The organism is methanotrophic endosymbiont of Bathymodiolus puteoserpentis (Logatchev), from assembly GCF_900128525.1.
Lineage (GTDB): Bacteria > Pseudomonadota > Gammaproteobacteria > Methylococcales > Methylomonadaceae > Methyloprofundus.
This window is the reverse complement of the sequence record NZ_FQTQ01000012.1, coordinates 1-23000: the sequence shown is the minus strand read 5'-3', so window position 1 is coordinate 23000 and position 23000 is coordinate 1. Positions and strand designations below refer to the sequence as shown.

Annotated in this window: 21 protein-coding genes and 1 riboswitch; of the genes, 14 read left to right on the top strand and 7 right to left on the bottom strand. The window is 40.7% G+C overall.

The genetic code is table 11. The features are described from left to right. Positions 1-42 precede the first annotated feature (42 nt). The 4 genes from BQ7314_RS00625 (at position 43) to BQ7314_RS00610 (ending at position 2181) form a co-directional block, all read left to right on the top strand. Positions 43-411, top strand: coding sequence for a DUF4398 domain-containing protein (locus tag BQ7314_RS00625; RefSeq protein ID WP_174481774.1), 369 nt, complete (start codon positions 43-45; stop codon positions 409-411). A gap of 38 nt (positions 412-449) precedes the next feature. Next, entirely contained in the window at positions 450-1223 is a 774-nt protein-coding gene (locus tag BQ7314_RS00620; protein WP_174481773.1) for an OmpA family protein, read from the top strand. 145 nt (positions 1224-1368) lie between these two features. Continuing rightward, the gene (locus tag BQ7314_RS00615; RefSeq protein WP_174481772.1) at positions 1369-1794 is read left to right on the top strand and encodes a hypothetical protein; all 426 of its coding nucleotides are present in this window, start codon (positions 1369-1371) and stop codon (positions 1792-1794) included. A gap of 39 nt (positions 1795-1833) precedes the next feature. Then, a complete protein-coding gene (locus BQ7314_RS00610) occupies positions 1834-2181 on the top strand; it encodes a DUF5522 domain-containing protein (protein WP_174481771.1) in 348 nt (115 codons plus the stop codon). 164 nt (positions 2182-2345) lie between these two features. Here the strand turns inward: BQ7314_RS00610 and BQ7314_RS00605 are convergent, their stop codons facing one another. From BQ7314_RS00605 to BQ7314_RS00595, 3 genes are all read right to left on the bottom strand, one after another. Next, entirely contained in the window at positions 2346-3785 is a 1440-nt protein-coding gene (locus BQ7314_RS00605) for a helicase HerA-like domain-containing protein (RefSeq protein ID WP_174481770.1), read from the bottom strand. A gap of 169 nt (positions 3786-3954) precedes the next feature. After that, on the bottom strand, positions 3955-5265 hold the full coding sequence (locus BQ7314_RS00600; RefSeq protein WP_174481769.1) for an NAD(P)/FAD-dependent oxidoreductase: 1311 nt from the start codon (positions 5263-5265) through the stop codon (positions 3955-3957). Positions 5266-5419: 154 nt separating this feature from the next. Next, positions 5420-6685: a DEAD/DEAH box helicase gene (locus BQ7314_RS00595; RefSeq protein WP_174481820.1), complete on the bottom strand. Its 1266-nt coding sequence runs from the start codon at positions 6683-6685 to the stop codon at positions 5420-5422. 50 nt (positions 6686-6735) lie between these two features. Here BQ7314_RS00595 and mobA point away from each other — a divergent pair, with 50 nt between their 5' ends. Together mobA and BQ7314_RS00585 are read left to right on the top strand one after the other, a co-directional pair. Further along, positions 6736-7332 carry a molybdenum cofactor guanylyltransferase MobA gene (mobA, locus tag BQ7314_RS00590; RefSeq protein ID WP_174481768.1) on the top strand — a complete coding sequence of 199 codons (597 nt, stop codon included), beginning with the start codon at positions 6736-6738 and terminating at the stop codon, positions 7330-7332. Beyond that, positions 7329-8138, top strand: a complete 810-nt coding sequence (locus BQ7314_RS00585) for a formate dehydrogenase accessory sulfurtransferase FdhD (protein ID WP_174481767.1) — start codon at positions 7329-7331, stop codon at positions 8136-8138. Before mobA ends, BQ7314_RS00585 begins: the two co-directional genes overlap by 4 nt. A gap of 155 nt (positions 8139-8293) precedes the next feature. Here BQ7314_RS00585 and BQ7314_RS00580 read toward each other — a convergent pair whose 3' ends face one another. Together BQ7314_RS00580 and htpX are read right to left on the bottom strand one after the other, a co-directional pair. Continuing rightward, entirely contained in the window at positions 8294-8542 is a 249-nt protein-coding gene (locus BQ7314_RS00580; RefSeq protein ID WP_174481766.1) for a DUF2835 domain-containing protein, read from the bottom strand. A gap of 64 nt (positions 8543-8606) precedes the next feature. Further along, complete coding sequence (gene htpX / locus BQ7314_RS00575; RefSeq protein WP_174481765.1) at positions 8607-9482, bottom strand: protease HtpX; 876 nt, start codon at positions 9480-9482, stop codon at positions 8607-8609. Between the two features lie 85 nt (positions 9483-9567). Here htpX and BQ7314_RS00570 point away from each other — a divergent pair, with 85 nt between their 5' ends. After that, positions 9568-10158 (top strand): NUDIX domain-containing protein, encoded by a 591-nt coding sequence (locus tag BQ7314_RS00570; protein WP_174481764.1) that lies wholly within the window; start codon positions 9568-9570, stop codon positions 10156-10158. Between the two features lie 169 nt (positions 10159-10327). After that, positions 10328-11692, top strand: coding sequence for an MFS transporter (locus tag BQ7314_RS00565; RefSeq protein WP_174481763.1), 1365 nt, complete (start codon positions 10328-10330; stop codon positions 11690-11692). Here the strand turns inward: BQ7314_RS00565 and BQ7314_RS00560 are convergent. Both BQ7314_RS00560 and BQ7314_RS00555 read right to left on the bottom strand, forming a co-directional pair. Then, entirely contained in the window at positions 11684-13903 is a 2220-nt protein-coding gene (locus tag BQ7314_RS00560; RefSeq protein WP_174481762.1) for a primosomal protein N', read from the bottom strand. The genes BQ7314_RS00565 and BQ7314_RS00560 overlap by 9 nt on opposite strands. A 362-nt stretch (positions 13904-14265) precedes the next feature. Next, the gene (locus BQ7314_RS00555) at positions 14266-15843 is read right to left on the bottom strand and encodes an inorganic phosphate transporter (protein WP_174481761.1); all 1578 of its coding nucleotides are present in this window, start codon (positions 15841-15843) and stop codon (positions 14266-14268) included. A gap of 144 nt (positions 15844-15987) precedes the next feature. Continuing rightward, a riboswitch (TPP riboswitch) is annotated at positions 15988-16085 on the top strand. Between the two features lie 36 nt (positions 16086-16121). Here BQ7314_RS00555 and thiC point away from each other — a divergent pair. From thiC to rplT, 6 genes are all read left to right on the top strand, one after another. Beyond that, positions 16122-17993, top strand: a complete 1872-nt coding sequence (thiC, locus tag BQ7314_RS00550; RefSeq protein ID WP_174481760.1) for a phosphomethylpyrimidine synthase ThiC — start codon at positions 16122-16124, stop codon at positions 17991-17993. 98 nt (positions 17994-18091) lie between these two features. Further along, positions 18092-19273, top strand: a complete 1182-nt coding sequence (locus BQ7314_RS00545) for a BaiN/RdsA family NAD(P)/FAD-dependent oxidoreductase (RefSeq protein WP_174481759.1) — start codon at positions 18092-18094, stop codon at positions 19271-19273. A 186-nt stretch (positions 19274-19459) separates the two neighbouring features. Continuing rightward, positions 19460-21367 carry a threonine--tRNA ligase gene (thrS, locus tag BQ7314_RS00540; protein WP_174481758.1) on the top strand — a complete coding sequence of 636 codons (1908 nt, stop codon included), beginning with the start codon at positions 19460-19462 and terminating at the stop codon, positions 21365-21367. A gap of 8 nt (positions 21368-21375) precedes the next feature. Further along, positions 21376-21915, top strand: a complete 540-nt coding sequence (gene infC / locus BQ7314_RS00535; protein WP_174481819.1) for a translation initiation factor IF-3 — start codon at positions 21376-21378, stop codon at positions 21913-21915. 151 nt (positions 21916-22066) lie between these two features. Then, positions 22067-22264 (top strand): 50S ribosomal protein L35, encoded by a 198-nt coding sequence (gene rpmI / locus BQ7314_RS00530; protein ID WP_174481757.1) that lies wholly within the window; start codon positions 22067-22069, stop codon positions 22262-22264. A 15-nt stretch (positions 22265-22279) separates the two neighbouring features. Next, a complete protein-coding gene (gene rplT, locus BQ7314_RS00525; RefSeq protein WP_174481756.1) occupies positions 22280-22642 on the top strand; it encodes a 50S ribosomal protein L20 in 363 nt (120 codons plus the stop codon). The last annotated feature ends 358 nt before the right edge of the window (positions 22643-23000 follow it).

The following is a 23000-nucleotide window of genomic DNA, read 5'->3' as shown; positions in this document are numbered from 1 at the left end:
TATATTTATCCTTAATTTTTAATTAATTTGGAGAGTGAGATTATGTTCACAAAAAAAAGTACCGTGATACTGCTTAAAGCGGCCACTTTAGGTGTTTCTGTTTCTATTTTAAGCGCATGCGGTATTGCTGCCCCTAAAACTGAAATTGCTTATGCAGAAGCTGCGCTACAATCAGCTCGAAATACCGACTTGGAGGGCAATGCAGGTGCTCAATTAGAGAGTGCAGCAAGTAAATTACAGAAAGCTAAAGAAGAAATGAAAGGTGGTGATAATGCGACAGCTTTACGCTTAGCAAATGAGGCTATTGCGGATGCCAACCTTGCTCAAGCAAAAGCACTAGCAGGAATTGCGCGGAGTTCTGAGACTGATATGCAAAAAAGCCTTGAAATGCTGAAAACGCAGCTAAAATAAGCCACTCTGACTTGAATCTATTACTTTGGACTGAACCTATGAAAATATTAACGGTAAAAAAATTGCTTATTCCAGCAATCTTGGCAACTTTAGCTTCTGGCTGTGCGGAGCTGCAAAAGCCACAATCATTATTGGATGCTGAGAAAGCTTATAGCCAAGCTGCTAATAGCGCCAGTGTTTTAAAATATGCGACACCTGAGTTAAATACAGCAAAAAAGACATTAATGAGTGCAGAAGCATCAGAAAATAAAGAAGATATGGCTTCTTTAGCTTATATAGCCAATGCGCAAATTGAGACTGCACTCTCTAAAGCAGAGGCTCAGCAAGCACATCAACATACGAAAGACTTAATGGCGCAAAAAGAGCAGCTTATCGTCTCTGCTATTGATGCTAAAAAAGCCCGTGCACAGAATAAATTAGCAACTATGCAGCAGCGTGTTGTTTCTATGGAGGAAAGTAGAGCAGAGGAAGAAATTTTATTGGCATTCGGTAACATTGAATTTGTTACTGGGACTGCTGATTTAGTACCAGGCGCAGTTTCTGGGATTGATTTGTTAGCGGAGTACATGATTGCACACCCGACTAAAACCATTGTACTTTCTGGGCACACTGATAATTCAGGTAGCGCTGAACTTAATATGGAATTATCACAGCGACGCGCTGATTTTATTCGTGATGTTTTGGTTAGTAAAGGTATCGCGGCAGAGCGTATTACTGCGATTGGATATGGTCAAAGCCAGCCAATTGTTCCTAATAATACACGTGAAGGACGCCAGAGAAATCGTCGTATCGAAATCAAATTTGCTAATTAATTTCAGCTTATATGTTGGAGGCTTGTTATGCGGCTTTATCGTGTAATAGGTTTTAAATATCTGCATCATAAACCAGCTTAAAGTATTAAATACTTTAAGTTGGTTTTTATTTATCTATTGAATTATTTAATAAGCGTAATTAACTATGAAACGTGTAATTTTAAGTTCTGTGCTTAGCGTCATTTTTTTGCTGCCTACCTCCGTGTTTGCAGCAGATACTAGCTGTTCGATTACCTATAATTTAAGTGGCTGGTCTGCTTTGTATCAAACCTACAAAGGAACGGGTATTGTCACTTGTACTAATGGGCAGAGCGCTCATGTCTCATTGACGCAGTATGGTGGTGGCTTGACTTTTGGTGTTCTCGATATTGAGCAAGCGAAAGGTAAGTTCGCTGGGGTGAAGGATATTCAGGATATTTATGGAACTTATTTTTCTATGGATGTTCATGCTGGCTTTGCAAGAGCTGGAGATGCTCGAGCGCTATTTAAAGGTTATATTGCTTTTGGCGGCGTAGGCACGGGTGGTGGGTATACATTAGGAACTGCTTTAGGCGGATTAACTATCCGATAAGTTTAATGATAATTAGAATATATAGCTTGAATATTTTAAATGCATAAAAAATGCTCAGCCTGCGGTGCAGCATTTAGTTGCGGTGCGGCGCAAGACGGAGAATCATGCTGGTGCCTTGGCTTTCCTGCTATTATGTCGGTAGAATTCGACCAAGATTGTCGCTGTAAAACTTGCCTTAGTAAAGTGATGGCTGAAAAAATTGAGCTGACAATACAAGAGAGTCCGCTTGAAAATATGTTGGAGCTTGCTAGTCAATATAACAATAAAAATGGGCTGATTGAATACATTGACTACACCATAGAATACGGGGAATTCGTTTATAGCAAGTGGTATCACTTAAAACGTGGCACCTGTTGTGGTAATAGTTGTCGACAGTGCCCTTATTGAGAGTATTGTTAACTGACTATTGGTTACAAAAATAGGACCGATAGGAGTGCTGAGGGGCGGAGTGCATCAATAGCTGCTGATGCGCCCCTAGGTCAGTACACCTATAAACTGAATTATCTATAAACCAGGAAAAGAGCATGTATGAAGCGGCTACTTTCGATAACCTAGCGCCGACCACCAAATAATGACCCCATAATACCACGCATAATCTGTCTGCCAATTTGACTGCCTATGCTACGTGCGGCACTTTTTAATAAGGCTTCGCCAGCTGATTGACGGCCTCCACTGCGCCGAGCCTTTGGCTTTTCTTGTTGTATGGCCATTTGTTCCGCTTTTTGTTTAAGCATTTCATAAGCTGATTCCCGGTCTATACTCTGGTCGTAACGGTCTTTATAAGGTGATCTGGTTATTGTTTCCGTGCGTTCAATTGCACTTAAAGCACCTATACGTGATTCCGGTGGGCGAATGAGAACTCTTTCAACGGGAGTAGGGCTGCCATCTGCATTTAAAATAGAAACTAAAGCCTCCCCTGTCTTGAGTTCTTTTATGATGGTTTCGGTATCGAGTTTTGGATTACTACGAAAAGTTTCAGCCACTGCTTTAATCGTTTTTCGGTCTTTGGGCGTGTAGGCTCTTAAGGCATGTTGGATTTTTAGTCCTAGCTGGCCCAGAATATCCTCAGGAATATCTAAGGGACTTTGGCTAATAAAATAAATACCGACACCTTTGGAGCGTATCAAGCGCACAATTTGTTCGATTTTATCAATGAGTACACGAGGAGCACGATCAAACAGTAAATGTGCTTCATCAAAAAATAACACAAGTTTAGGGCGGTCAGCATCGCCCACTTCAGGGAGTGTTTCAAATAAGTCAGAGAGCAGCCATAATAAAAAAGCAGCATATAAACGTGGAGATTTTGATGTTAAATCCGTTGCATCGAGAATGCTGATTACACCATTACCTGAGAAATCAGTCCGACAAAAATCATCAATTTGTATCGCAGGTTCACCAAAGAAGTGATCGGCTCCTTGTTCTTCTAAGACTAATAAACGGCGTTGTATAGCACCGACACTAGCTGAGGAAATATTGCCATAATCAGATTTAAGTGCTTTGGCATTGTCCGCCATCCAGCTGAGCATAGAGCGTAAATCTTTAAGGTCTAGCAAAAGCATACCTTGGTCATCTGCTATTTTAAAACAACTGTATAGAATACCTGATTGCGTATCGTTTAATTCAAGTAGGTGACTCAGTAATAAGGGCCCCATGTCTGAAATAGTGGTGCGCACTGGATGGCCATTTTGGGCGAAAATATCCCAAAAAACAGTAGGATTGGCACGAAATTGAAAATCATTAATTTTAATACTTGCTATACGTTCGGTAATTTTTTCATGTGCTTTGCCTTGTTTGGCGATACCTGATAAATCACCTTTAATATCAGCCATAAAAACGGGAACGCCTAAGCGAGAGTATCCTTCTGCTAAAATTTGTAAGGTTACTGTTTTTCCAGTTCCTGTAGCACCTGAAATCATGCCATGGCGGTTGCCCATGGCGGCATTCATTATGATTTGTGCTTCTTCGTTGCCGCCAATCAATATTTCCTGCATTTGGAATCCTTTGTGTTGTTCTGTTGATCTTATGTTTAAGTCGTTTGGTTTAGTATTTTATCGTAGCTGTAAATTTAAGGTTGGACAAAAACGCTTAAAATAACCGTATAGGAGTACGAGTTTTAGCTACTGCTCGTACGCCTGTTTTATGTCCCATTTTAAGTGATTATTATGTTTGGTTCTGCTGCTTTCTAAAGTGATTAAATGCATGGTTTTTTTTGAATTCAGCTAACTTATTGATCAGGTATAAAAACTTAAAAGCCCGCAGAGGCAGGCGAATTTTAGTATTGTTATAAGCATCGCCGGCTAATACGGAAATAACCGCTGATTTGAGTTTTTGCTTAATAGGGTGTTGAGCCGCCTCATCGGAGGACATTAATAATTTATGTAAAGCAGGGCTGTTAAAGCGATAAATAAACCAACAAAAAGCGTTGATTTCTTCTGCGACTGAGCTTTCGAATTGGCTAATTAAAGACTTGTGTGGCGTATTGTTTTCGAGTAATTGGTCAACTAAGTCTGCGCCTTTCGTAGCACTTTGCATAGCGAGATAAACGCCGCTAGAAAACACAGGATCAACAAAAGCATAAGCATCACCGATCAATAAAAAACCATCGCCCGACATAGTGTTGGATTGATAAGAATAATTACCCGTTGCCTGTGCTTTGCCTTCTAATTGGGCATGCCTTATGCGTTCACGTACTTCAGGAATAAGCTCTAAAGTTTGTTGTAAAAATTCAGCTAAAGGCATGGTGCGTGATTTTAAATAATCTGGCCAACAAACACAGCCGATACTGGTTATGCCGTCTTTTAATGGGATTAACCATATCCAGCCATGTTTAAACCAATAAATACTAATATTGCCCGCATCTTTACCTGTTCTACGTTCAACATTATTGAAATGACCGTAAATAGCGGCCATTTTATGTTTTGGGTTCTTATGTTTGCTGTTGAGTTGTTGTGCTAGAACAGTATCTCGGCCTGATGCGTCAATAAGGTAACGAGCACTAAACTCATGCCGTTTGCCTTGTTCATCTTGTGCGTGAATCTTTTTTACTGAATCTTTAAGGTCAGTACCTATGACCGTCATACCTTCGATGGCTACTACGCCTTTTTTTTTGCAATTTTTAAATAAAATTTCATCAAATTCAGAGCGCCTGACTTGATAGGCAAAAGGGTGGCCAGGGGTGGTGGCTTTAGCAAAGTAGAACGTATCTTGTGCTAGTAATGTGTCGGTAGAGTTGAACTCAGCGGCGTATTTCTTAATACCAATAGCGTCAACTTGATCGAGTACGCCGAGTTTTTTTAAAATAGGTAAATTCATTGGCAGTAAGGATTCACCAATATGAAAACGTGGGTGATGTGCTTTTTCCAATAAACAAACGCTACGTCCTTTTTCGGCTAGTAAACTAGCAATCGTTGTTCCGGCTGGGCCACCACCGATAACTAATACGTCATAGTGGTTTTGTTGTACAGGGTTCATATTGCTATGCTCATGCTATATTTTTGTAGTGATGATTAACATAAGAAGTGAGAGTGTTTCGTGAGAGCGGTTTTAGCCGCGATAGTTCATGCCACTATCGTGGCTAAAAAGTCGCTCCCATTTAACGTGTAAACTGAAGAATAAAGAGTACCGCTTATTTATTGGTATTACTTCTAGGTCTACGATTCCTAGTGCTTGCGGTTTGTTTCTTCTGGCCATTTTTATTTCTGTGCTGACGCTGGTTTTGCCGTGGCTGAGCTTTGGGCTTATTGATAACATCGAGTGAGACCGTTGCATAGCCCGTATCAGCGACTCTAGGAATTTTCTTACCGAGTAATTTTTCTACAGCAGCCAATAAATAAGCTTCTTCAGCATCGACTAAAGAAATTGCTTCACCGCTTGTGCCTGCTCTACCTGTTCGTCCTATACGATGCACATAATCTTCTGCTTGTGCAGGTAGGTCAAAATTAATCACATGCGGTAATTGGTCTATATCTAAGCCGCGTGCAGCAATATCCGTGGCAATTAAGACACTAATTTTTCCTGATTTAAAGTTTTCCAGCGCTCGGCTTCTAGCGCCTTGGCTTTTATCGCCATGTAGGGCATCGCAACGTAATCCGTCTTTTATTAGTTGTTTGGCTAAACGATCTGCCCCATGTTTAGTACGGACAAAAATTAACACTTGCTGCCAGTTATTATGACCGATTAACCAAGAGACTAACTCACGTTTATTTTCTTTTTTAATGGCATAAACCGATTGCGTGACTGTATCTGCAGCGACATTTTCTCGGGCGATAGCGACTTCAACAGGATCATTTAATAGTTGTCCTGCTAGGATTTTAATTTCTTGTGAGTAAGTCGCGGAAAATAGTAAATTTTGGCGTTGTTTGGGTAACACGCTCATCAACTTGCGTATGTCTAAAATAAAGCCCATATCTAGCATACGGTCGGCTTCATCTAAAACAAAAAATTGTACCTGAGATAAATCGACTTGTTTTTGATTGAGTAAGTCTAATAAACGACCCGGTGTAGCGACTAAAATATCCGCGCCTTGCTGTAGACGTTTAATTTGTGCATGGGTACTGACGCCACCGAAGATGACCTCAGAAAATAAAGGTAAATGTTTGCCATATATTTTAAAGCTTTCATACACCTGCATAGCTAATTCACGTGTGGGCGTTAGAATTAAGGCTCTTACAGGGTGTGGTTTTGCTGGACGTTCTTGGTTATGTAAAAGTTGTAATATTGGCAGAGCAAAACCCGCTGTTTTACCTGTTCCTGTTTGCGCACCGGCAAGAATATCTCGGCCTTGCAAAATCACTGGAATTGATTGTTCTTGTACAGGTGTTGCCTGCTCATAGCCTTGTTCAGTAATGGCTAGCAGCAAAGGCGCGCATAAATCTAATTGCTTAAATGACATATTAATGTTTTTATGGGTTTTCGTTGGTGACATAGTAGCAGAATTAGAGAATGAATAAGCAATCGAAAGTAACAGGCGTGATTTTAGCCGGCGGCTTGGCGCGACGTATGAATAAACAAGATAAAGGTTTGGTGAAATTTAAGGGACAGCCAATGATTCGTTATGCCGTGCAAGCGATGGCACCAGTGGTTGATGAATTATTGATTAATGCAAATCGTAATATTGAGCAATATCAGGTCTTTTCTTATCCCGTTATTAGTGATGCAACGAGTGATTTTGATGGGCCTTTAGCGGGAATTTATGCGGCTTTAAATACTTGCCAAAATGAAGTTTTATTGGTCATGCCCTGTGATTCACCCTTTATAACGGCTGAAGGTTTAACGGCTTTACTGAATGAGCGTGCGAGTAGCGATGCGGATATTGCTGTCGCTTTTGATGGTGAGCGTTTGCATCCGGTTTTTTTAGCGCTTAAAACCTCGTTAAAAGATAGTTTGCAAAAATATTTGGCGCAAGGCGAACGTAAAATTGACCGCTGGATTGAACAGCATCATTGGGTAAAAGTTGATTTCAGCGCTTCACCTGAGTTTTTTGAGAATATTAATACGCTGGAGCAGTTGCATGAATTATCTGCTAAGGGGGAACTATGAAACCGCAAATGACAGATGCTGGGTTAAGTGTATCTACTACGGTAATCGGTGTTGATGAAACGGGGCAAGAGCGTGAACTACAGTTAGTCGGCGAGCGAGCGATGACGATTTATGTTGATAAACAAGAAATTGTCACCTTAATGACGATTGGTTCACATCCTGAATTATTAACTTTAGGCTATTTAAAAAACCAAGGATTTTTTGAGTGCCTTGGTGAAATTAAAATTGTTCAAGTGGATTGGCAAACCGAGTCGGTTGCTGTGGTGACCGCAGGCGAATCCAGTGATTTTTCTGAGCAAATGCAACGTCGTACCGTGACCACAGGCTGTGGGCAAGGCACCGTTTTTGGTCGTTTAATGGATAAATTGCAAGAAATCCGTGTACCTGAAAATCGTGTACGTCAATCGACTTTATATGCTGTTCTGGATTCTGTCAGAGCGCATAATGAGGTGTATAAAAAAGCCGGAGCGGTACATGGCTGTGCATTATATAGTGGCGATCAGTTAGAATTATTTGTCGAAGATGTTGGCAGGCATAATGCTGTTGATGCGATTGCTGGGCATATGTGGCTCAATAATATTTCGGGTAATAAGAAGATTTTTTATACCACGGGACGTTTAACATCAGAGATGGTGATTAAAGTTTCGCAAATGGGTATTCCGGTTTTATTGTCCCGCTCAGGTGCCACGCAAATGGGCTTAGAAATGGCACAATTATCGGGAGTGACTTTAATTTCTCGCTCAAAGGGTAAGCATTTTATGGTGCTGAATGGCGTGGGGAATATAGATTTTGATGCTGTCAATTGATATGTGAGTGACTCTATATATGATAAAGCTGGTAGCAGTGTTTTTTTTGCTTCTGCTGGGCTGTTGTACAAATTGAGAGCAAAAACAATTAGGACACAAAATGTAACTTTATTAAAAGATAAATCTCTATAGAGTATGACTGAAATATTCCTAAGTTATACAGAACCAAACCCGCGATCTATTTTTTTGATCGAAACAAACTTATTTTCAGCAGTCAGTTCCATTTCAAAATGACCGTAAATTCCATCGTGAGTCAGAAACTGTTTAATATTTTGTGCGGGGAACGCAATGCGCCGACCATCATCAGCTTGAGTCGTAATATTTTTGGCAATACCTTGATAGACTTTTAAGTATTGATCAGCAGATAAGTTGAGTTGAAAGCGAATATAGTAGTGTGTATTCATGGAGCGAAGGTATGAGAGTATGGAGGCGGGAGGCAGAATCTCCCGCCCACTTTAGACTTATAGTCTAACGTTGATTTTGCAATGCCGCAATACGTTCTTCTAATGGGGGGTGGCTCATAAATAATTTATGTACAGCACCTCCATTAATGGCCAATGCCGCAAATTGATCCGGTAATTCTCGAGGTTCATGAGCACGCGCTAAGGCTCTTAAGGCATTGATCATTTTCTCTCTACCGGCTAGTTTTGCACCGCCTGCATCTGCTTTGAATTCGCGGTAACGAGAGAACCACATAACCAACATAGAAGCCAAAAAGGATAGGGCAATTTGTGCAATCATTTGCGTGACGAAATAGGCTATGCCATGACCTTCTTCATTTTTGAAGATAACGCGGTCTACAGTATGGCCAATAATTGTAGCGAAGAAATACACAAAAGTATTTACCACGCCCTGCATTAGCGCCATAGTGACCATATCGCCATTGGCAACATGAGTCATTTCATGGCCGATAACGGCTTCTACTTCATCAGGTGACATGTTTTGTAACAAGCCAGTACTGACAGCGACTAATGAACTGTTTTTAGTCATGCCGGTGGCAAAGGCATTGGGATCGACTGATTGGAATATCCCGACTTCAGGTGTATCAATGTCGACGATACGTGCTTGACGGGTAACAACATCCATTAGCCATTGTTCTGTTTGGTTTTGCGGGTGTTCGATAATTTGTACGCCCATCCCTCTTTTCGCTGACCATTTAGACATAGCTAAAGAAATAAACGAACCAGTCATACCGATAACGGCGGATAGAATTAGTAAGGAGTTAAGGTCAAGGTCTACCCCATTAGACGCTAAAATACCATTTAGACCGAAAAGGCTAAAAATAATACTAACGACTACCATAATGGCAATGTTAGTGGCTAAGAAAAGAAATATTCGCATCATGGTTTTATGCTCCGAAAAATAAATAATGACTTAATCTATATATTGGTGGTATGAAAACTAAATTGCAACAGTTAAGTAGGGTGTTATGAAAAAAGAATTTAAAGTGATTTCTCAAGAGCCTATGTATCAAGGTTTTTTTAGTTTAAATCGTTATCAAGTACGGCATCGTTTATTTGCCGGTGGCTGGAGTGATGTTTTGACGCGAGAATTATTTCAGCGAGGTAATTGCGTAGCCGTACTCCTTTATGACCCTGATGCGGATAAAGTCGTGATTATTGAGCAGTTTCGTATGGGGCCTATGGGACAGCAAGATGTGGGAGAGAAAGCCTGGTTACTGGAGATTGTTGCAGGTGCGATAGAGGAGGGGGAAACTGCAGAAGAAGTTGCTTATAGAGAATCGAAAGAAGAGGCAGGCTGTATGGTACAAGAAATGCGTTTAATTAATGAGTTTTATACTTCGCCAGGCGGCACGTCGGAGAAAATTTCTTTATTTTATGGGCGTATTGATGCGACAGAGGTAGGTGGAATTCATGGCTTGGATCATGAGCATGAGGATATTCTCGTTTCTACCGTCAGTTTTGCAGCGGCTTATGCCATGATTGAAGATGGGTGTATAGAGTCAGCAATTCCCATTATTGCTATTCAATGGTTGGCATTGAATAAACATAAACTATAAATTTAAAACTGGTAAAATGTTTTAGAATAAAGTCTGTAGGGTGCGGTTTTGGTCTGCTATATACAAGGTGGACTAAAACCGCACCCTATATAAATATTGGAAATATGAGAATAATTTTTACCTACAGGAGTTTAGAGTTTTGACACACGTTCAGGATATAACGAGTCCCATGTCGTCAGTGGAACGACGCGCCACCCTTTCTTTATCAAGTATTTATGCTTTGCGTATGCTTGGTTTATTTATGATTTTTCCTGTTTTATCTTTATTTGCTGAGACGCTGGAAGGTTCAACACCCTTATTAATTGGTTTGGCAATCAGTGTTTATGGCTTAACTCAAGCGGTACTACAAATCCCTTTTGGCTTAATGTCTGACCGGTTTGGGCGCAAGAAAATCATTGTTATTGGTTTATTGTTATTTGCTTCAGGAAGTATTGTTGCAGCCCTATCAACGACAATTTACGGTGTATTAATTGGTCGTGCTTTACAAGGTAGCGGAGCGATTGCCGCTGCTATCATGGCCTTAGTCGCTGATTTAACAAGAGAAGTGCACCGCACCAAAGCAATGGCTTTGATTGGTGCGAGTATTGGTATTTCATTCGGGGTAGCGATGACCCTAGGGCCTGTTATTTCTGGCTTTTCAGGTATCCAAGGGATTTTTTGGGTCACGGCAGTTTTATCTTTTTTGGCTATCTTCGTGGTTCTTTTTGTAGTGCCTAACCCAGTACAAACTAAAACTCATGGTGATGCGGAGTTAATTCCAGCCAAATTTAGTACCGTATTGAAAGATAAAAATTTATTACGCTTGGATTACGGAATTTTTACTTTACACCTGATTTTAACCGCCAGTTTTGTTATTGTGCCTTTATTGCTACGTGATGCAGGTCTTATACCTGAAGACCATTGGCAGGTCTATTTACCATTATTAACAACGTCAATGGCAATGATTATTCCGTTTGTAATTATCGCTGAAAAAAAGCGCAAGATGAAGGCTGTATTTGTCGGTGCAGTGGCTACTTTAGTGCTTGCCGACCTGAGCTTGTTTTATTTTAATGACAGTTTATATACGTTAATTGCGGGGTTATGGGTGTTTTTTTGTGGTTTTAATTTATTAGAAGCGACATTACCTTCATTAATCTCTAAAACCGCACCGGGTAATTTAAAAGGAACTGCCATGGGCGCGTATTCTAGTGCGCAATTTTTCGGCGCTTTTTTAGGAGGGACTACAGGTGGCTGGATTTATGGTGAATATGGTGCAAATTATGTTTTTTTGTTTTGTGCGGTAGCAGCAGGTCTATGGTTAATCGTTGCTCTCTTTATGAATGCTCCACAATATTTAGCTAATTTATTGGTGTCTACAGATGATATTGCTGCGGATAAATTGGCAGATTTTTTAGCTGATATTTTAACGGTAACAGGCGTGGCGAGTGCTGATTTTCAGAGCAGTGAAAATGTGGTTTATTTAAAAGTTGATAATGCTCAGCTAGATAAAGATAAATTGCAGTATTTATTGACGCAGTGGTCTGGATCAGTATAAATCAATCGGATCGACATCCAATGACCAGCGAATTTTTCGTGCTAGCTTAAGTTTGGCTATGTCGGGTAATAGGCGATTTAATAATAGATGTAATTGTTTGCGTTGCGTATCTTGCAGTAATAATTGATAGCGAAATTGTCCGGCCCTTTTGGCCATAGGCGCGGCAACAGGGCCTAATACCCAAGTACTATGAGTGGGGTAACTGTTAACTAGTTCACTGACTGCAAGTAAAAACTCAAGTGCTGTGTCTTTTTCTAAGGATACGGCGCGCAGTAAAGCTTGATAGCTATATGGCGGCAATGCAGCGGCTTTGCGCTCTGCTAAAGCCGCCTGTGCAAAGGCTTGGTAGCCGTGATGAATTAAGGTATTTAATAAAGGGTGCTCAGGCTGTCGCGTTTGCATAATAACACGGCCTTTCTTTTCTGCGCGTCCTGCGCGACCTGAAACTTGTACAATTAATTGTGCGAGTCTTTCGGGCGCATGAAAATCGATACTAAATAAACCGCTGTCCACATCCAATAACACCACTAAAGTCACATTAGGGAAATGATGGCCCTTAGCGAGCATTTGCGTGCCTAAGATAATATCAACTTTACCTTGATTGATGGCATCTAAATGCTGTTCTAAAACACCTTTTTTCTGTGTCGTATCGCGATCTAAACGAACACTTTTATGTTCTGGAAATATGACCTTTAAGGCGTTTTCTACGCGCTCTGTGCCTAAGCCCAATGGTTTCAGTTCTTCTGACTGACAGCCAGGGCATGAGCGTGGCAGAGGCTGTTCGCCAGCGCAATGATGGCAACGTATTTTTCCTTGTCGATAATGCACGACTAAGTTGGCATCGCAACGCTTGCATTGAGCGACCCAGCCGCAACTATGACAAATTAACGTCGGCGCAAAGCCTCGGCGGTTTAAAAATAATAAAACCTGCTCTTTTTTAGCTAATGTTTTTTTAATTTCTCTAATTAACGGGGGCGATAAGCCTTCTTGTAATTGCTGATTTCGAATATCAAGCAAAGCTAACTTGGGGGGGAGGGCATTGCCAGCGCGATTAGGCAGGCGTAGTAACTGATAAAGCTGTTTGTCTACATTATATAGACTTTCTAAAGACGGTGTAGCTGAGCCTAAAATAATTGGAATATGAAGCATTTTGGCGCGCACGATAGCCACGTCTCGCGCAGAAAAACGAAAACCTTCTTGTTGCTTAAAAGATGCATCATGCTCTTCATCTAAAATAATTAAACCTAAGCGTGGCGCGGGTGTAAATAAAGCAGAACGCGTACCGAGCAAAATAGAGCTATGGCCTTTTTGCATAGCTAGCCAAGCAGATTGGCGTTGCCTTTCTGTGTGCTGCGAGTGATAGGTTTCGATTGGTACCGCAAAGCGTTGCTTAAAACGCGCTTCAAGTTGCGGTGTTAAGGTAATTTCAGGTAGTAATACGAGAACTTGTAAATTGCGTGCTAATACTTGCTCGATAACTTGTAAGTAGACCTCGGTTTTGCCGCTGCCAGTCACACCCTCAAGTAAAAATACCGAAAATTTATCTAATTTGGTATTAATGCTATCGATAGCTGCTTGCTGCTGTTCATTTGCTGCGAGTGGCGTTTGCTGGGTGATACAAATATTTTTAGTGGGCAATGCAATAAAGTTACTTTCGTAGACCAATTCTTTTTTTAGTAAAGCGTTTAATGAGGGTCGCCAAAGCTTGAAATGCTGGCTGATGACTGCAATATTGATGGCTTTACTTTGTGTTTGAAATAACTTAAATAGCGCCTGTTGTTTGGGTGCTTTTTTTAAGGTGCTTGCATCGGTTGCTTGGCCGGCTTCTGTTAATGAAAAATAAGGTGTAGGCTTGAGTTCGCTAGATTTTCCTTTGCGCAATGCGCTAGGAAAAGCGCTGATAAATACATCACCGATAGCGTGGTGATAATAAAGCTGTGTCCAGTGTAATAATTGTAAGTCTTTAGCGGAGAGTAGTGGTTCGACATCTAACAATTCTTCAGCTTGCTTTAGCTTGCTGGTATTGATATCTGAGCTGCTATTGATGGCAAGTATTACACCGATTTTGCTTTGTTTACCAAAGGGAATTTTGATGCGCAGGCCAGGCTTGAGTTGTTCAGGATTGCAGCCATCAGGTGGTAAGTAGTCAAATGAGAAGTGCAGTGGAATGGGGACGGCTACACTTAAAATTATTTTTTTTGAGCTATTCACTGACTGCCTTTTTGCTAATGAAAATTCGATATAAGAACGCTAAGTCTTTATGCTGAAAAGAAAAATAAAGTTACCCACAAAACCTGTGGATAACTTTGTGTATAAGGTCAGGAAAAGTAAGTGAAAGCCTCGGTTTTATTGCTTGTTTGTTAAATTGTACAAATTTATGACATTTATATTAATATTTTATTAATCAATAGCTTATCTAAGTCAAATGTTATTTTTCTCACGCTTGTAGGCTCTTATCAGCGACTTAACGATTAGAAAAAAAGTCTGTGTGTAAAGTGAAAAAATAATAATAAATTAGTTGACATGATATTTTGAGAGTCCCTATTTTTATCAAAAAACTGGGAGCTAATAAGTTACGGAAGCATTATGCCGCGAATCGTAAAATACAACATAGCCGCTAATAGAGCGGATAATGGCACGGTAATAATCCAGGCAGCCGCAATTTTATAGACATGAGAACGTTTGACTAGTTGTTCTTGGTAAACTTTCTTAAGCGCTTTTCTTTCCCGTTTAGTAAAGTCGGTTTGGCTTTTTTTAGCTTGCTTTTTAAGCTCGGCTAATAGGGTTGATTTTTTAGCGACACTGGCTTTTCTAAAATCTTCTAAAAAGGCTTCGGTTTTTTCTGGGTCTAAGGTTTCGTGGTGGGCTCTAATTTCTTCTAAGCGTTTGGCATTAGTGCGCTTTAAATATTCACGTAAGAAACCGACACCAAAAATGGCACCAACTGCGATATGCGTGGAACTAACGGGTAAGCCTAATTGACTCGCGATAATCACGGTAATGGCTGCCGCCATAGACACGCAAAAGGCACGCATTTTATCGAGCTCTGTAATTTCAGTACCAACAGTTTTTATGAGTTTTGCACCATATAAAGCAAGGCCAAGCGATAGACCCAAAGCACCTATTAGCATAACCCATATTGGAATAGCGGCTTTTTTAGCAATCTCACCACCGTGGCTTAAAGCATCGTTAATGGCTGCTAACGGACCAACTGCATTAGCAACGTCATTCGCACCATGAGCAAAACTTAGCAAGGCCGCAGCGAAAATAAGAGGGATAGTAAAGAGTTTATTAACGCTAAATTTATTATTTTCTAAAGACTTAGCTGCTTTGTTAATGAAAGGGCGTACTGCAAAATAAAGTATTAAAGCAAAGGCGAAGCCAACAGATCCAGCCGTTAAGAAGTCGACTTTCCATATTTTTTTCAAGCCTTTTAGAATTAAATAGGTAGAAAATGCCCAAGCCATGATAGCAATTAACAGAGGGACGACTTTTTTTGCCGCAGTCAACATATCCTCTTGGTAGGTCATGCTACGCTTTATAAAATATAAGAAAGCCGCTGCAATCAAGCCACCGAGCATCGGCGAAATAACCCAACTAGCAGCAATTTTGCCAAAAACGACCCAGTTAGCAATATTCCACCCGCCAGCGGCTATTCCAGCGCCTAATACACCACCAACAATCGAGTGCGTCGTTGACACAGGAGCACCCAAAAAGGTAGCGGCATTTAACCAAATAGCCGCAGCGAGTAACGCGGCTAGCATTAACCAAACGAAGGTGTCCGTATTATTAATAAGAGAAGGGTCAATAATTCCTTTCTTAATTGTACTGACGACTTCGCCACCTGCAATAAGAGCACCGGCGGATTCGAAAATCATGGCAATTAGGATTGCGCTAGTTAAAGTTAAGGCTTGTGATCCAACCGCTGGGCCTACATTATTAGCAACATCGTTGGCACCGATATTAAGAGCCATGTAGCCGCCAATGATGGCAGAAACGATCAGAAAAGTTTGGTTAGGCGTATGTTCAGTCGTCATGCCAATAAATAACATAATACCGACTAAGAACAGGATTGCACAGCCAAATCTAAGCAGTTCGCTGCGCATCCCCGCCCCTTTATGTTCGATTTGATTAAGATTTTCTAATTCCATGCTTCCCCCAAGGGCTGGTTATTTATTTTTATGGTGCGGATTTTAGCGCAATTCAGAGAATTACCTGAGTAGATTTTTAAATAGAGCAAAGCTTGCGTATTAAATTTGCAATATCTCGCATTATCTATTACTTTGTACTATTAACCGAAAGGCTAGGGGTGCTTCGTTGTAAGAAGCTGAGATAAAACCCTTTGAACCTGAGACCAGCTAATACTGGCGTAGGAAAGCCCACAAGCTCTTGCCTGCGCTTTAAGATTTTTTAAATTGGAGATACGATCATGAGCGCAGTCCCTAAAGATATTACCGCAACTAATGAGGGCGGTGTAAAAATTGACTCTTACCCTGCGTCAGAGAAAGTTTATATCCAGGGAAGTCGTCCTGATATACGCGTACCTATGCGTAAAATCACCTTATCAGATACACCAGCTCATTTTGGTGCTGAAAAAAATACCCCCTTATTTGTGTATGATACTTCTGGCGTGTATACCGATCCTGATGTTGCCGTCGACCTACAAAAAGGTTTAGCGGGTATTCGTGATGCATGGATTGCGGAACGCGATGATACTGAAGAGTTGGATGGACCAACATCTGATTTTGGTAAAGAGCGCCTACATGATCCTGAAACAGCAAATATGCGTTTTGAGCATATACGTAAGCCGCGTAGAGCAAAAGCCGGTAAAAATGTCTCACAAATGCATTATGCGCGTCAGGGTATTATTACCCCAGAAATGGAATATATCGCCATTCGTGAAAATCAAAATATGTCCGAAATGCGTGATTTGTATAAAGGTCAGCATAAAGGTCAGTCTTATGGCGCATCAATTCCTGATGAAATTACGCCAGAATTTGTGCGCGATGAAGTGGCGCGAGGACGAGCGATTATTCCGCTAAATATCAATCACCCTGAAGTTGAGCCAATGATTATTGGGCGTAATTTCTTAGTAAAAATTAATGGTAACTTAGGTAATTCAGCTGTTACCTCATCAATTGAAGATGAAGTTGAAAAAATGATGTGGGGTATCCGTTGGGGTGGTGATACCATTATGGATTTATCAACTGGTAAAAATATTCATGAAACGCGTGAATGGATTTTACGTAATTCACCGGTACCCATTGGTACGGTGCCAATTTATCAGGCTTTAGAAAAGGTAAACGGTAAAGCAGAAGATTTAACGTGGGAAATTTTCCGCGATACGCTGATTGAACAAGCCGAGCAAGGTGTGGATTATTTTACTATCCATGCAGGGGTACGTTTACATCATGTGCCCATGACGGCTAAACGCATGACCGGTATCGTGTCACGTGGTGGTTCGATCATGGCGAAATGGTGTTTAGCACATCATACAGAAAGCTTTTTATACACGCATTTTGAAGATATTTGTGAAATCATGAAAGCTTATGATGTTTCGTTTTCACTAGGCGATGGCTTACGCCCTGGTTCAATTTATGATGCCAATGATGAAGCGCAATTTGCTGAACTAGAAACCTTAGGAGAGTTGACCAAAATCGCTTGGAAACATGACATACAAACCATGATTGAAGGCCCAGGTCATGTGCCATTGCATATGATTGAAGTGAATATGACTAAGCAACTGGAAGATTGTGATGAAGCACCTTTTTACACATTAGGGCCCTTGACTACCGATATTGCACCAGGGTATGACCATATTACATCTGTAATTGGTGCTGCAAATATTGGTTGGTACGGTTGTGCGATGTTATGTTATGTGACCCAAAAAGAGCATTTAGGCCTACCGAACAAAGAAGATGTTCGTGAAGGTATCGTGACTTATAAAATCGCAGCCCATGCGGCAGATTTGGCTAAAGGCCATCCTGGTGCGCAAGCGCGTGATAATGCTATGTCTAAGGCGCGGTTTGAATTTCGTTGGGAAGATCAATTCAATATTGCTTTAGATCCAGAAAAAGCACGTTCATTCCATGATGAAACTTTGCCGAAGGATTCAGCGAAAATCGCGCATTTCTGTTCCATGTGTGGCCCACATTTTTGCTCGATGAAAATTTCGCAAGATGTGCGTGAATATGCCGCTGAAAAAGGCATTAAAGATGCAGCAGAGGCTTTGCAAAAAGGTATGGATGAAAAATCACAACAGTTTCTTGAAGAAGGTGCTGAGGTTTACCATAAGGTTTAATGTAGAGCGGACTTCAGTCTGCTAATACGAGAATAGCCTGTACAAAAAGCCCTTTTACTTCGGTTAAAGGGCTTTTTTGTTTTTATAGAAGTGAAACAATGCAAGAAGTAGATGTGGTAATTATTGGTGCTGGCGCATCAGGTTTAATGTGTGCAATAGAAGCGGGTAAGCGCAAGCGCAGGGTTCTAGTTTTAGATCATGCTAATAAAGCGGGTAAAAAAATTCTCATGTCAGGTGGTGGGCGTTGTAATTTTACCAATTACACGGTTGAGGCGGAAAATTTCCTGTCTGAAAATGCACACTTTTGTAAATCAGCCTTAAGCCGGTTTACCCAGTGGGATTTTTTAGCAATGATTCACGCGCATAATATTCCTTACCATGAGCGTGAGCATGGACAGTTGTTCTGTAATGAAAGTGCGCGCGATATTTTAAATATGCTGCTTGCTGAATGTGCTAAGGCGGGTGCAGAAATACGTTTAAATTCTGAGCTTAAGACGGTTATACAAACTGCAGGTTCCGGCTATCTCCTTTCGCTAGGGAAAGAAAAAATTAAGTGTCAGTCTTTAGTCATCGCCACGGGTGGTTTATCTATTCCTAAAATGGGCGCGACACCTTTTGGATATAAAATTGCCGAACAATTTGGTATTCATGTGCAGGCCACTCGAGCAGGCTTAGTGCCATTCACTTTGCAATTAGCAGAAAAAGAAAAATTCGCAGCTTTATCGGGTTTGGCATTGCCTTGTACGATAAGTAATGCGCGGCAAAGTTTTACTGAAAACCTATTATTTACGCATCGTGGCTTAAGTGGCCCCGTCGTTTTGCAAATGTCATCATATTGGCATAAAGGTGAGCTCATCAATATTGATTTATTGCCTGCTGTGGATTTACAGCAAGCTTTATTAACCGCACAAAAAGATAAAACAAAAGTTAAATTAAAAAATTATTTATTGCAGTTTTTTGCCAAGCGTCTAACTCCCTTATTTATAGCTAATGATTTATTGGAGTGCTCTTTACTCGACTTATCACATAAACAAATTCAATTGATCGCTGAGCAATTTCATCATTGGCAAATTAAACCTAATGGAACCGAAGGCTATCGCACTGCCGAAGTGACTTTGGGCGGTGTGGATTGTCACTGCATCTCATCTAAAACCTTAGAGGCTAAACAAGTGCAAGGGTTGTATTTTGTTGGTGAAGTATTGGATGTTTCTGGTTGGTTAGGAGGCTATAATTTTCAGTGGGCATGGGCATCTGGCTGGTGTGCAGGGCAGTATGTTTGACTACGTCATTAGAACTTGAAGGAATTAGGTATTTAAGTGATGTAAAAAATTGTCAGATGGTTTAATTGCTTTATTATGTAAGTATATGTTTACAAAAGCATAAAGTAGTGAGTATAATGGCGAGTTCTAACTGAAAAGCATTGCATCGGCAGTGCTTTTTTATTTTATAAACTAGAGAAAGATAGAATGCCTGTAATTACCTTGCCTGATGGCTCTAAACGAGAGTTTGATAATGCTGTAACTGTCATGGAGGTTGCACAATCTATTGGTTCCGGTTTAGCAAAAGCAACCTTGGCGGGTCGGGTAAATGATGAACTGGTTGATGCCAGTACGCTGATTGAAAATGATGCAACCTTACAGATTATTACCGCAAAAGACGCTGAGGGTTTAGAGGTTATTCGTCACTCGGCGGCGCATTTATTGGCTCAGGCAGTTAAAAGAGTATTTCCTGAAGCACAGGTAACGATAGGGCCGGTGATTGATAATGGTTTTTATTATGACTTCTCCTATGAACGTGCATTTACGCCAGACGATATTAAAAAAATAGAAAAGGAAATGTCACGTCTAGTTGCGGCTAATTTAAAAATTACCCGCTCTGTTGTATCACGCGATGAAGCGATAAAGTTTTTCCGTGATTTAGGTGAAGAGTATAAAGCTGAAATTATTGAATCAATTCCTGCGGATCAAGACTTATCTTTGTATACGCAAGGCGATTTTACTGATCTTTGTCGTGGGCCGCATGTACCTAGTACCAGTAAAATAAAAGCTTTTAAATTAATGAAAATTGCTGGCGCTTATTGGCGTGGTGATTCAAATAATGAAATGTTGCAGCGTATTTATGGCACAGCATGGAATGATAAAAAAGACTTAGCAGATTATTTGCACCGTTTAGAAGAAGCTGAAAAACGCGATCATAGAAAAATTGGTAAGGCACTTAGCTTATTTCATACTCAAGAAGAAGCGCCTGGCATGGTGTTTTGGCATGAAAAAGGCTGGACGGTTTACCAGCAGGTTGAGCAATATATTCGCAATAAATTACGTGCACATGGCTATGGTGAAGTAAGAACGCCACAAGTTGTAGATCGCAGTTTATGGGAAAAATCAGGTCATTGGGATAAGTTCGGTGATATGATTTTTACCACGCAGTCAGATAATCGTGATTATGCGATTAAACCGATGAATTGCCCGTGCCATGTGCAGATTTATAATCAAGGTTTAAAAAGCTATAAAGATTTGCCGTTGCGTCTAGCTGAATTTGGTTCATGTCATCGCAATGAGCCGTCAGGTACTTTGCATGGTTTGATGCGCGTAAGAAATTTTGTGCAAGATGATGCGCATATTTTTTGTACTGAAGACAGTATTCAAGCTGAAGTTTCGGACTTTATTGATTTATTATTTGAAGTTTATAAAGACTTTGGTTTTAATGAGGTTATTATTAAATTGTCTACACGCCCAGAAAAGCGTGTTGGCTCTGATGCAGACTGGGACAAGGCTGAAAAAGCTTTAGAACTCGCGTTAGATAATAAACAACTTGTTTGGGACTTGCAGCCTGGTGAAGGTGCATTTTATGGGCCTAAAATTGAATTTTCATTGAAAGATTGTTTAGAGCGCGTTTGGCAGTGTGGTACGATTCAAGTCGATTTCTCTATGCCAGGGCGTTTAGATGCGAGCTATATTGCTGAAGATGGCTCCAAACATGTGCCAGTGATGTTGCATCGTGCAATATTAGGCTCTTTAGAGCGCTTTATTGGTATTTTAATTGAGCAGCATGCAGGGAATTTGCCGCTTTGGTTAGCGCCAGAGCAGTTAGTCGTACTTAATATTGCTAGTCGACATGATGAATATGCACAGCAAGTTGTTGCAGAATTACAAAAACAAGGCTTTAGAGCAAAAATTGACTTGAGAAATGAGAAGATAGGCTTTAAAATTCGCGAACACTCTATGCAACGAGTGCCTTATCTTTTAATTATCGGTGATAAAGAGTTAGATAAGCAAACGTTAACAGTACGTACGCAGAAAGGCGAAGATTTAGGTAGCTTTTCACTTAATGAATTTACACAGAGATTAAATAACGAAATTGAACAAAAAAAATAAAATAGAAACTGGAGGATCAGGGTATCGCTTCTAAAAAAGATGCAACACGACTAAATGACGCAATTACAGCAAGGCGCATTAGGCTAACAGGTTTGCCAGAAGGGCAGGGTGGCATTATGTCACTTATGGACGCAAAGCGCTTAGCGGCTGAAGCAAATATGGATTTGGTAGAAGTTTCACCAAATGCTGATCCTCCGGTTTGTAAGATCATGGATTACGGCAAGTTTATATTCGAACAGAATAAAAAAATGCAGGTAGCCAAGAAAAAACAAAAACAAATTCAGGTTAAGGAAATTAAGTTTCGCCCAGGTACTGATATTGGTGATTACAATGTCAAATTGCGCAACCTAATAAAATTTCTTGAAGAAGGCAATAAAACCAAAATCACAGTGCGTTTTCGCGGCCGCGAAATGGCACACAGAGAAATTGGTATGGCGTTATTAAAGCGAGTAGAAAAAGACCTAGAGGAAATAGCCGTCGTTGAGCAGTTTCCTAAAATGGAAGGGCGCCAGATGATTATGGTTTTAGGACCAAAAAAGAAAAAATAACAACTTGTTAGTTGATATTCTTATCGAGGTATTCGATAAGTTTCGCTGCTGTAGGAATAGTAGCTTACTAATTCAGCCGGGCCCGTGCATTTTGCCTTGCTGAGTTCTTATATCAGGGACGTGATATTTTTAATACTATTGGAGAAAATAAATGCCAAAAATTAAAAGCCATAGTGGTGCTGCAAAACGCTTTACGCGTACAGCTAGCGGCCATTTTAAATGTGGACAATCTCATCGTAGTCATATCTTGACTAAAAAATCGACTAAAAGAAAAAGACAGTTGCGTAAAGCTGCAACTATTCATGCAAATGATGTGCGTATGACTGCACGTATGCTGCCTTACAGTTAATTTTAGGAAAAGAAAATGGCTAGAGTAAAACGGGGTGTAACAGCCCGAGCAAGACATAAAAAAGTTTTAAAGCAAGCAAAAGGGTATTACGGCGCGCGTAGCCGTGTTTATCGTGTTGCTAAGCAAGCAGTTATTAAAGCTGGACAATATGCTTATCGTGACCGTAAAGTTAAAAAACGTACTTTCCGTGCTTTATGGATTGTTCGTATTAATGCGGCAGCGCGTATGTGCGATATATCTTATAGCCGATTAATCAACGGCTTAACAAAAGCAAACGTTGCGATTGACCGTAAAGTATTAGCTGATATCGCAGTACGCGATATGGAAGCTTTTGCTGCGATTGCAGAAATTGCCAAAGTAAATAGAAGCCCACTTTAAAGAAAATTAGCATAGTTAAGCTATGCTGATTTTTAATAATCGCTCAGATACTCCCTAGAAAACATCAAAATATTTTGTCATTTCTGCATGCTTTTAGCAGGAACCTATATCAGAAAACAGACGCTGCCAGCCATGGAGAGCGAATGCGAGGGCTGGTAGTCCGCGATAGCCGTAGGGCCGTTGTTTTGTCGGAGTCTGAGCGGTAGCGAAGGTGGAGACAAAATAAAAGGTCATCCGACACGGCGTCAAGTCATTTGGAGCCTATGTTCCGACCCCTTGTTGGGTCGGGACGAGGTGACGAGGACGAATCGGGGCGCCGAAGGCATTAGCAGTCGCGTTAAGTTTTTGCTGCTTGCTT

Bases quoted from the DNA above. Each gene is read 5' to 3' on its own strand.
- BQ7314_RS00625 (WP_174481774.1), top strand. From the start codon at position 43: ATGTTCACAAAAAAAAGTACCGTGATACTGCTTAAAGCGGCCACTTTA.
- BQ7314_RS00620 (WP_174481773.1), top strand. From the start codon at position 450: ATGAAAATATTAACGGTAAAAAAATTGCTTATTCCAGCAATCTTGGCA.
- BQ7314_RS00615 (WP_174481772.1), top strand. From the start codon at position 1,369: ATGAAACGTGTAATTTTAAGTTCTGTGCTTAGCGTCATTTTTTTGCTG.
- BQ7314_RS00610 (WP_174481771.1), top strand. From the start codon at position 1,834: ATGCATAAAAAATGCTCAGCCTGCGGTGCAGCATTTAGTTGCGGTGCG.
- BQ7314_RS00605 (WP_174481770.1), bottom strand. From the start codon at position 3,785: ATGCAGGAAATATTGATTGGCGGCAACGAAGAAGCACAAATCATAATG.
- BQ7314_RS00600 (WP_174481769.1), bottom strand. From the start codon at position 5,265: ATGAACCCTGTACAACAAAACCACTATGACGTATTAGTTATCGGTGGT.
- BQ7314_RS00595 (WP_174481820.1), bottom strand. From the start codon at position 6,685: ATGTCATTTAAGCAATTAGATTTATGCGCGCCTTTGCTGCTAGCCATT.
- mobA (WP_174481768.1), top strand. From the start codon at position 6,736: ATGAATAAGCAATCGAAAGTAACAGGCGTGATTTTAGCCGGCGGCTTG.
- BQ7314_RS00585 (WP_174481767.1), top strand. From the start codon at position 7,329: ATGAAACCGCAAATGACAGATGCTGGGTTAAGTGTATCTACTACGGTA.
- BQ7314_RS00580 (WP_174481766.1), bottom strand. From the start codon at position 8,542: ATGAATACACACTACTATATTCGCTTTCAACTCAACTTATCTGCTGAT.
- htpX (WP_174481765.1), bottom strand. From the start codon at position 9,482: ATGATGCGAATATTTCTTTTCTTAGCCACTAACATTGCCATTATGGTA.
- BQ7314_RS00570 (WP_174481764.1), top strand. From the start codon at position 9,568: ATGAAAAAAGAATTTAAAGTGATTTCTCAAGAGCCTATGTATCAAGGT.
- BQ7314_RS00565 (WP_174481763.1), top strand. From the start codon at position 10,328: ATGTCGTCAGTGGAACGACGCGCCACCCTTTCTTTATCAAGTATTTAT.
- BQ7314_RS00555 (WP_174481761.1), bottom strand. From the start codon at position 15,843: ATGGAATTAGAAAATCTTAATCAAATCGAACATAAAGGGGCGGGGATG.
- thiC (WP_174481760.1), top strand. From the start codon at position 16,122: ATGAGCGCAGTCCCTAAAGATATTACCGCAACTAATGAGGGCGGTGTA.
- BQ7314_RS00545 (WP_174481759.1), top strand. From the start codon at position 18,092: ATGCAAGAAGTAGATGTGGTAATTATTGGTGCTGGCGCATCAGGTTTA.
- thrS (WP_174481758.1), top strand. From the start codon at position 19,460: ATGCCTGTAATTACCTTGCCTGATGGCTCTAAACGAGAGTTTGATAAT.
- rpmI (WP_174481757.1), top strand. From the start codon at position 22,067: ATGCCAAAAATTAAAAGCCATAGTGGTGCTGCAAAACGCTTTACGCGT.
- rplT (WP_174481756.1), top strand. From the start codon at position 22,280: ATGGCTAGAGTAAAACGGGGTGTAACAGCCCGAGCAAGACATAAAAAA.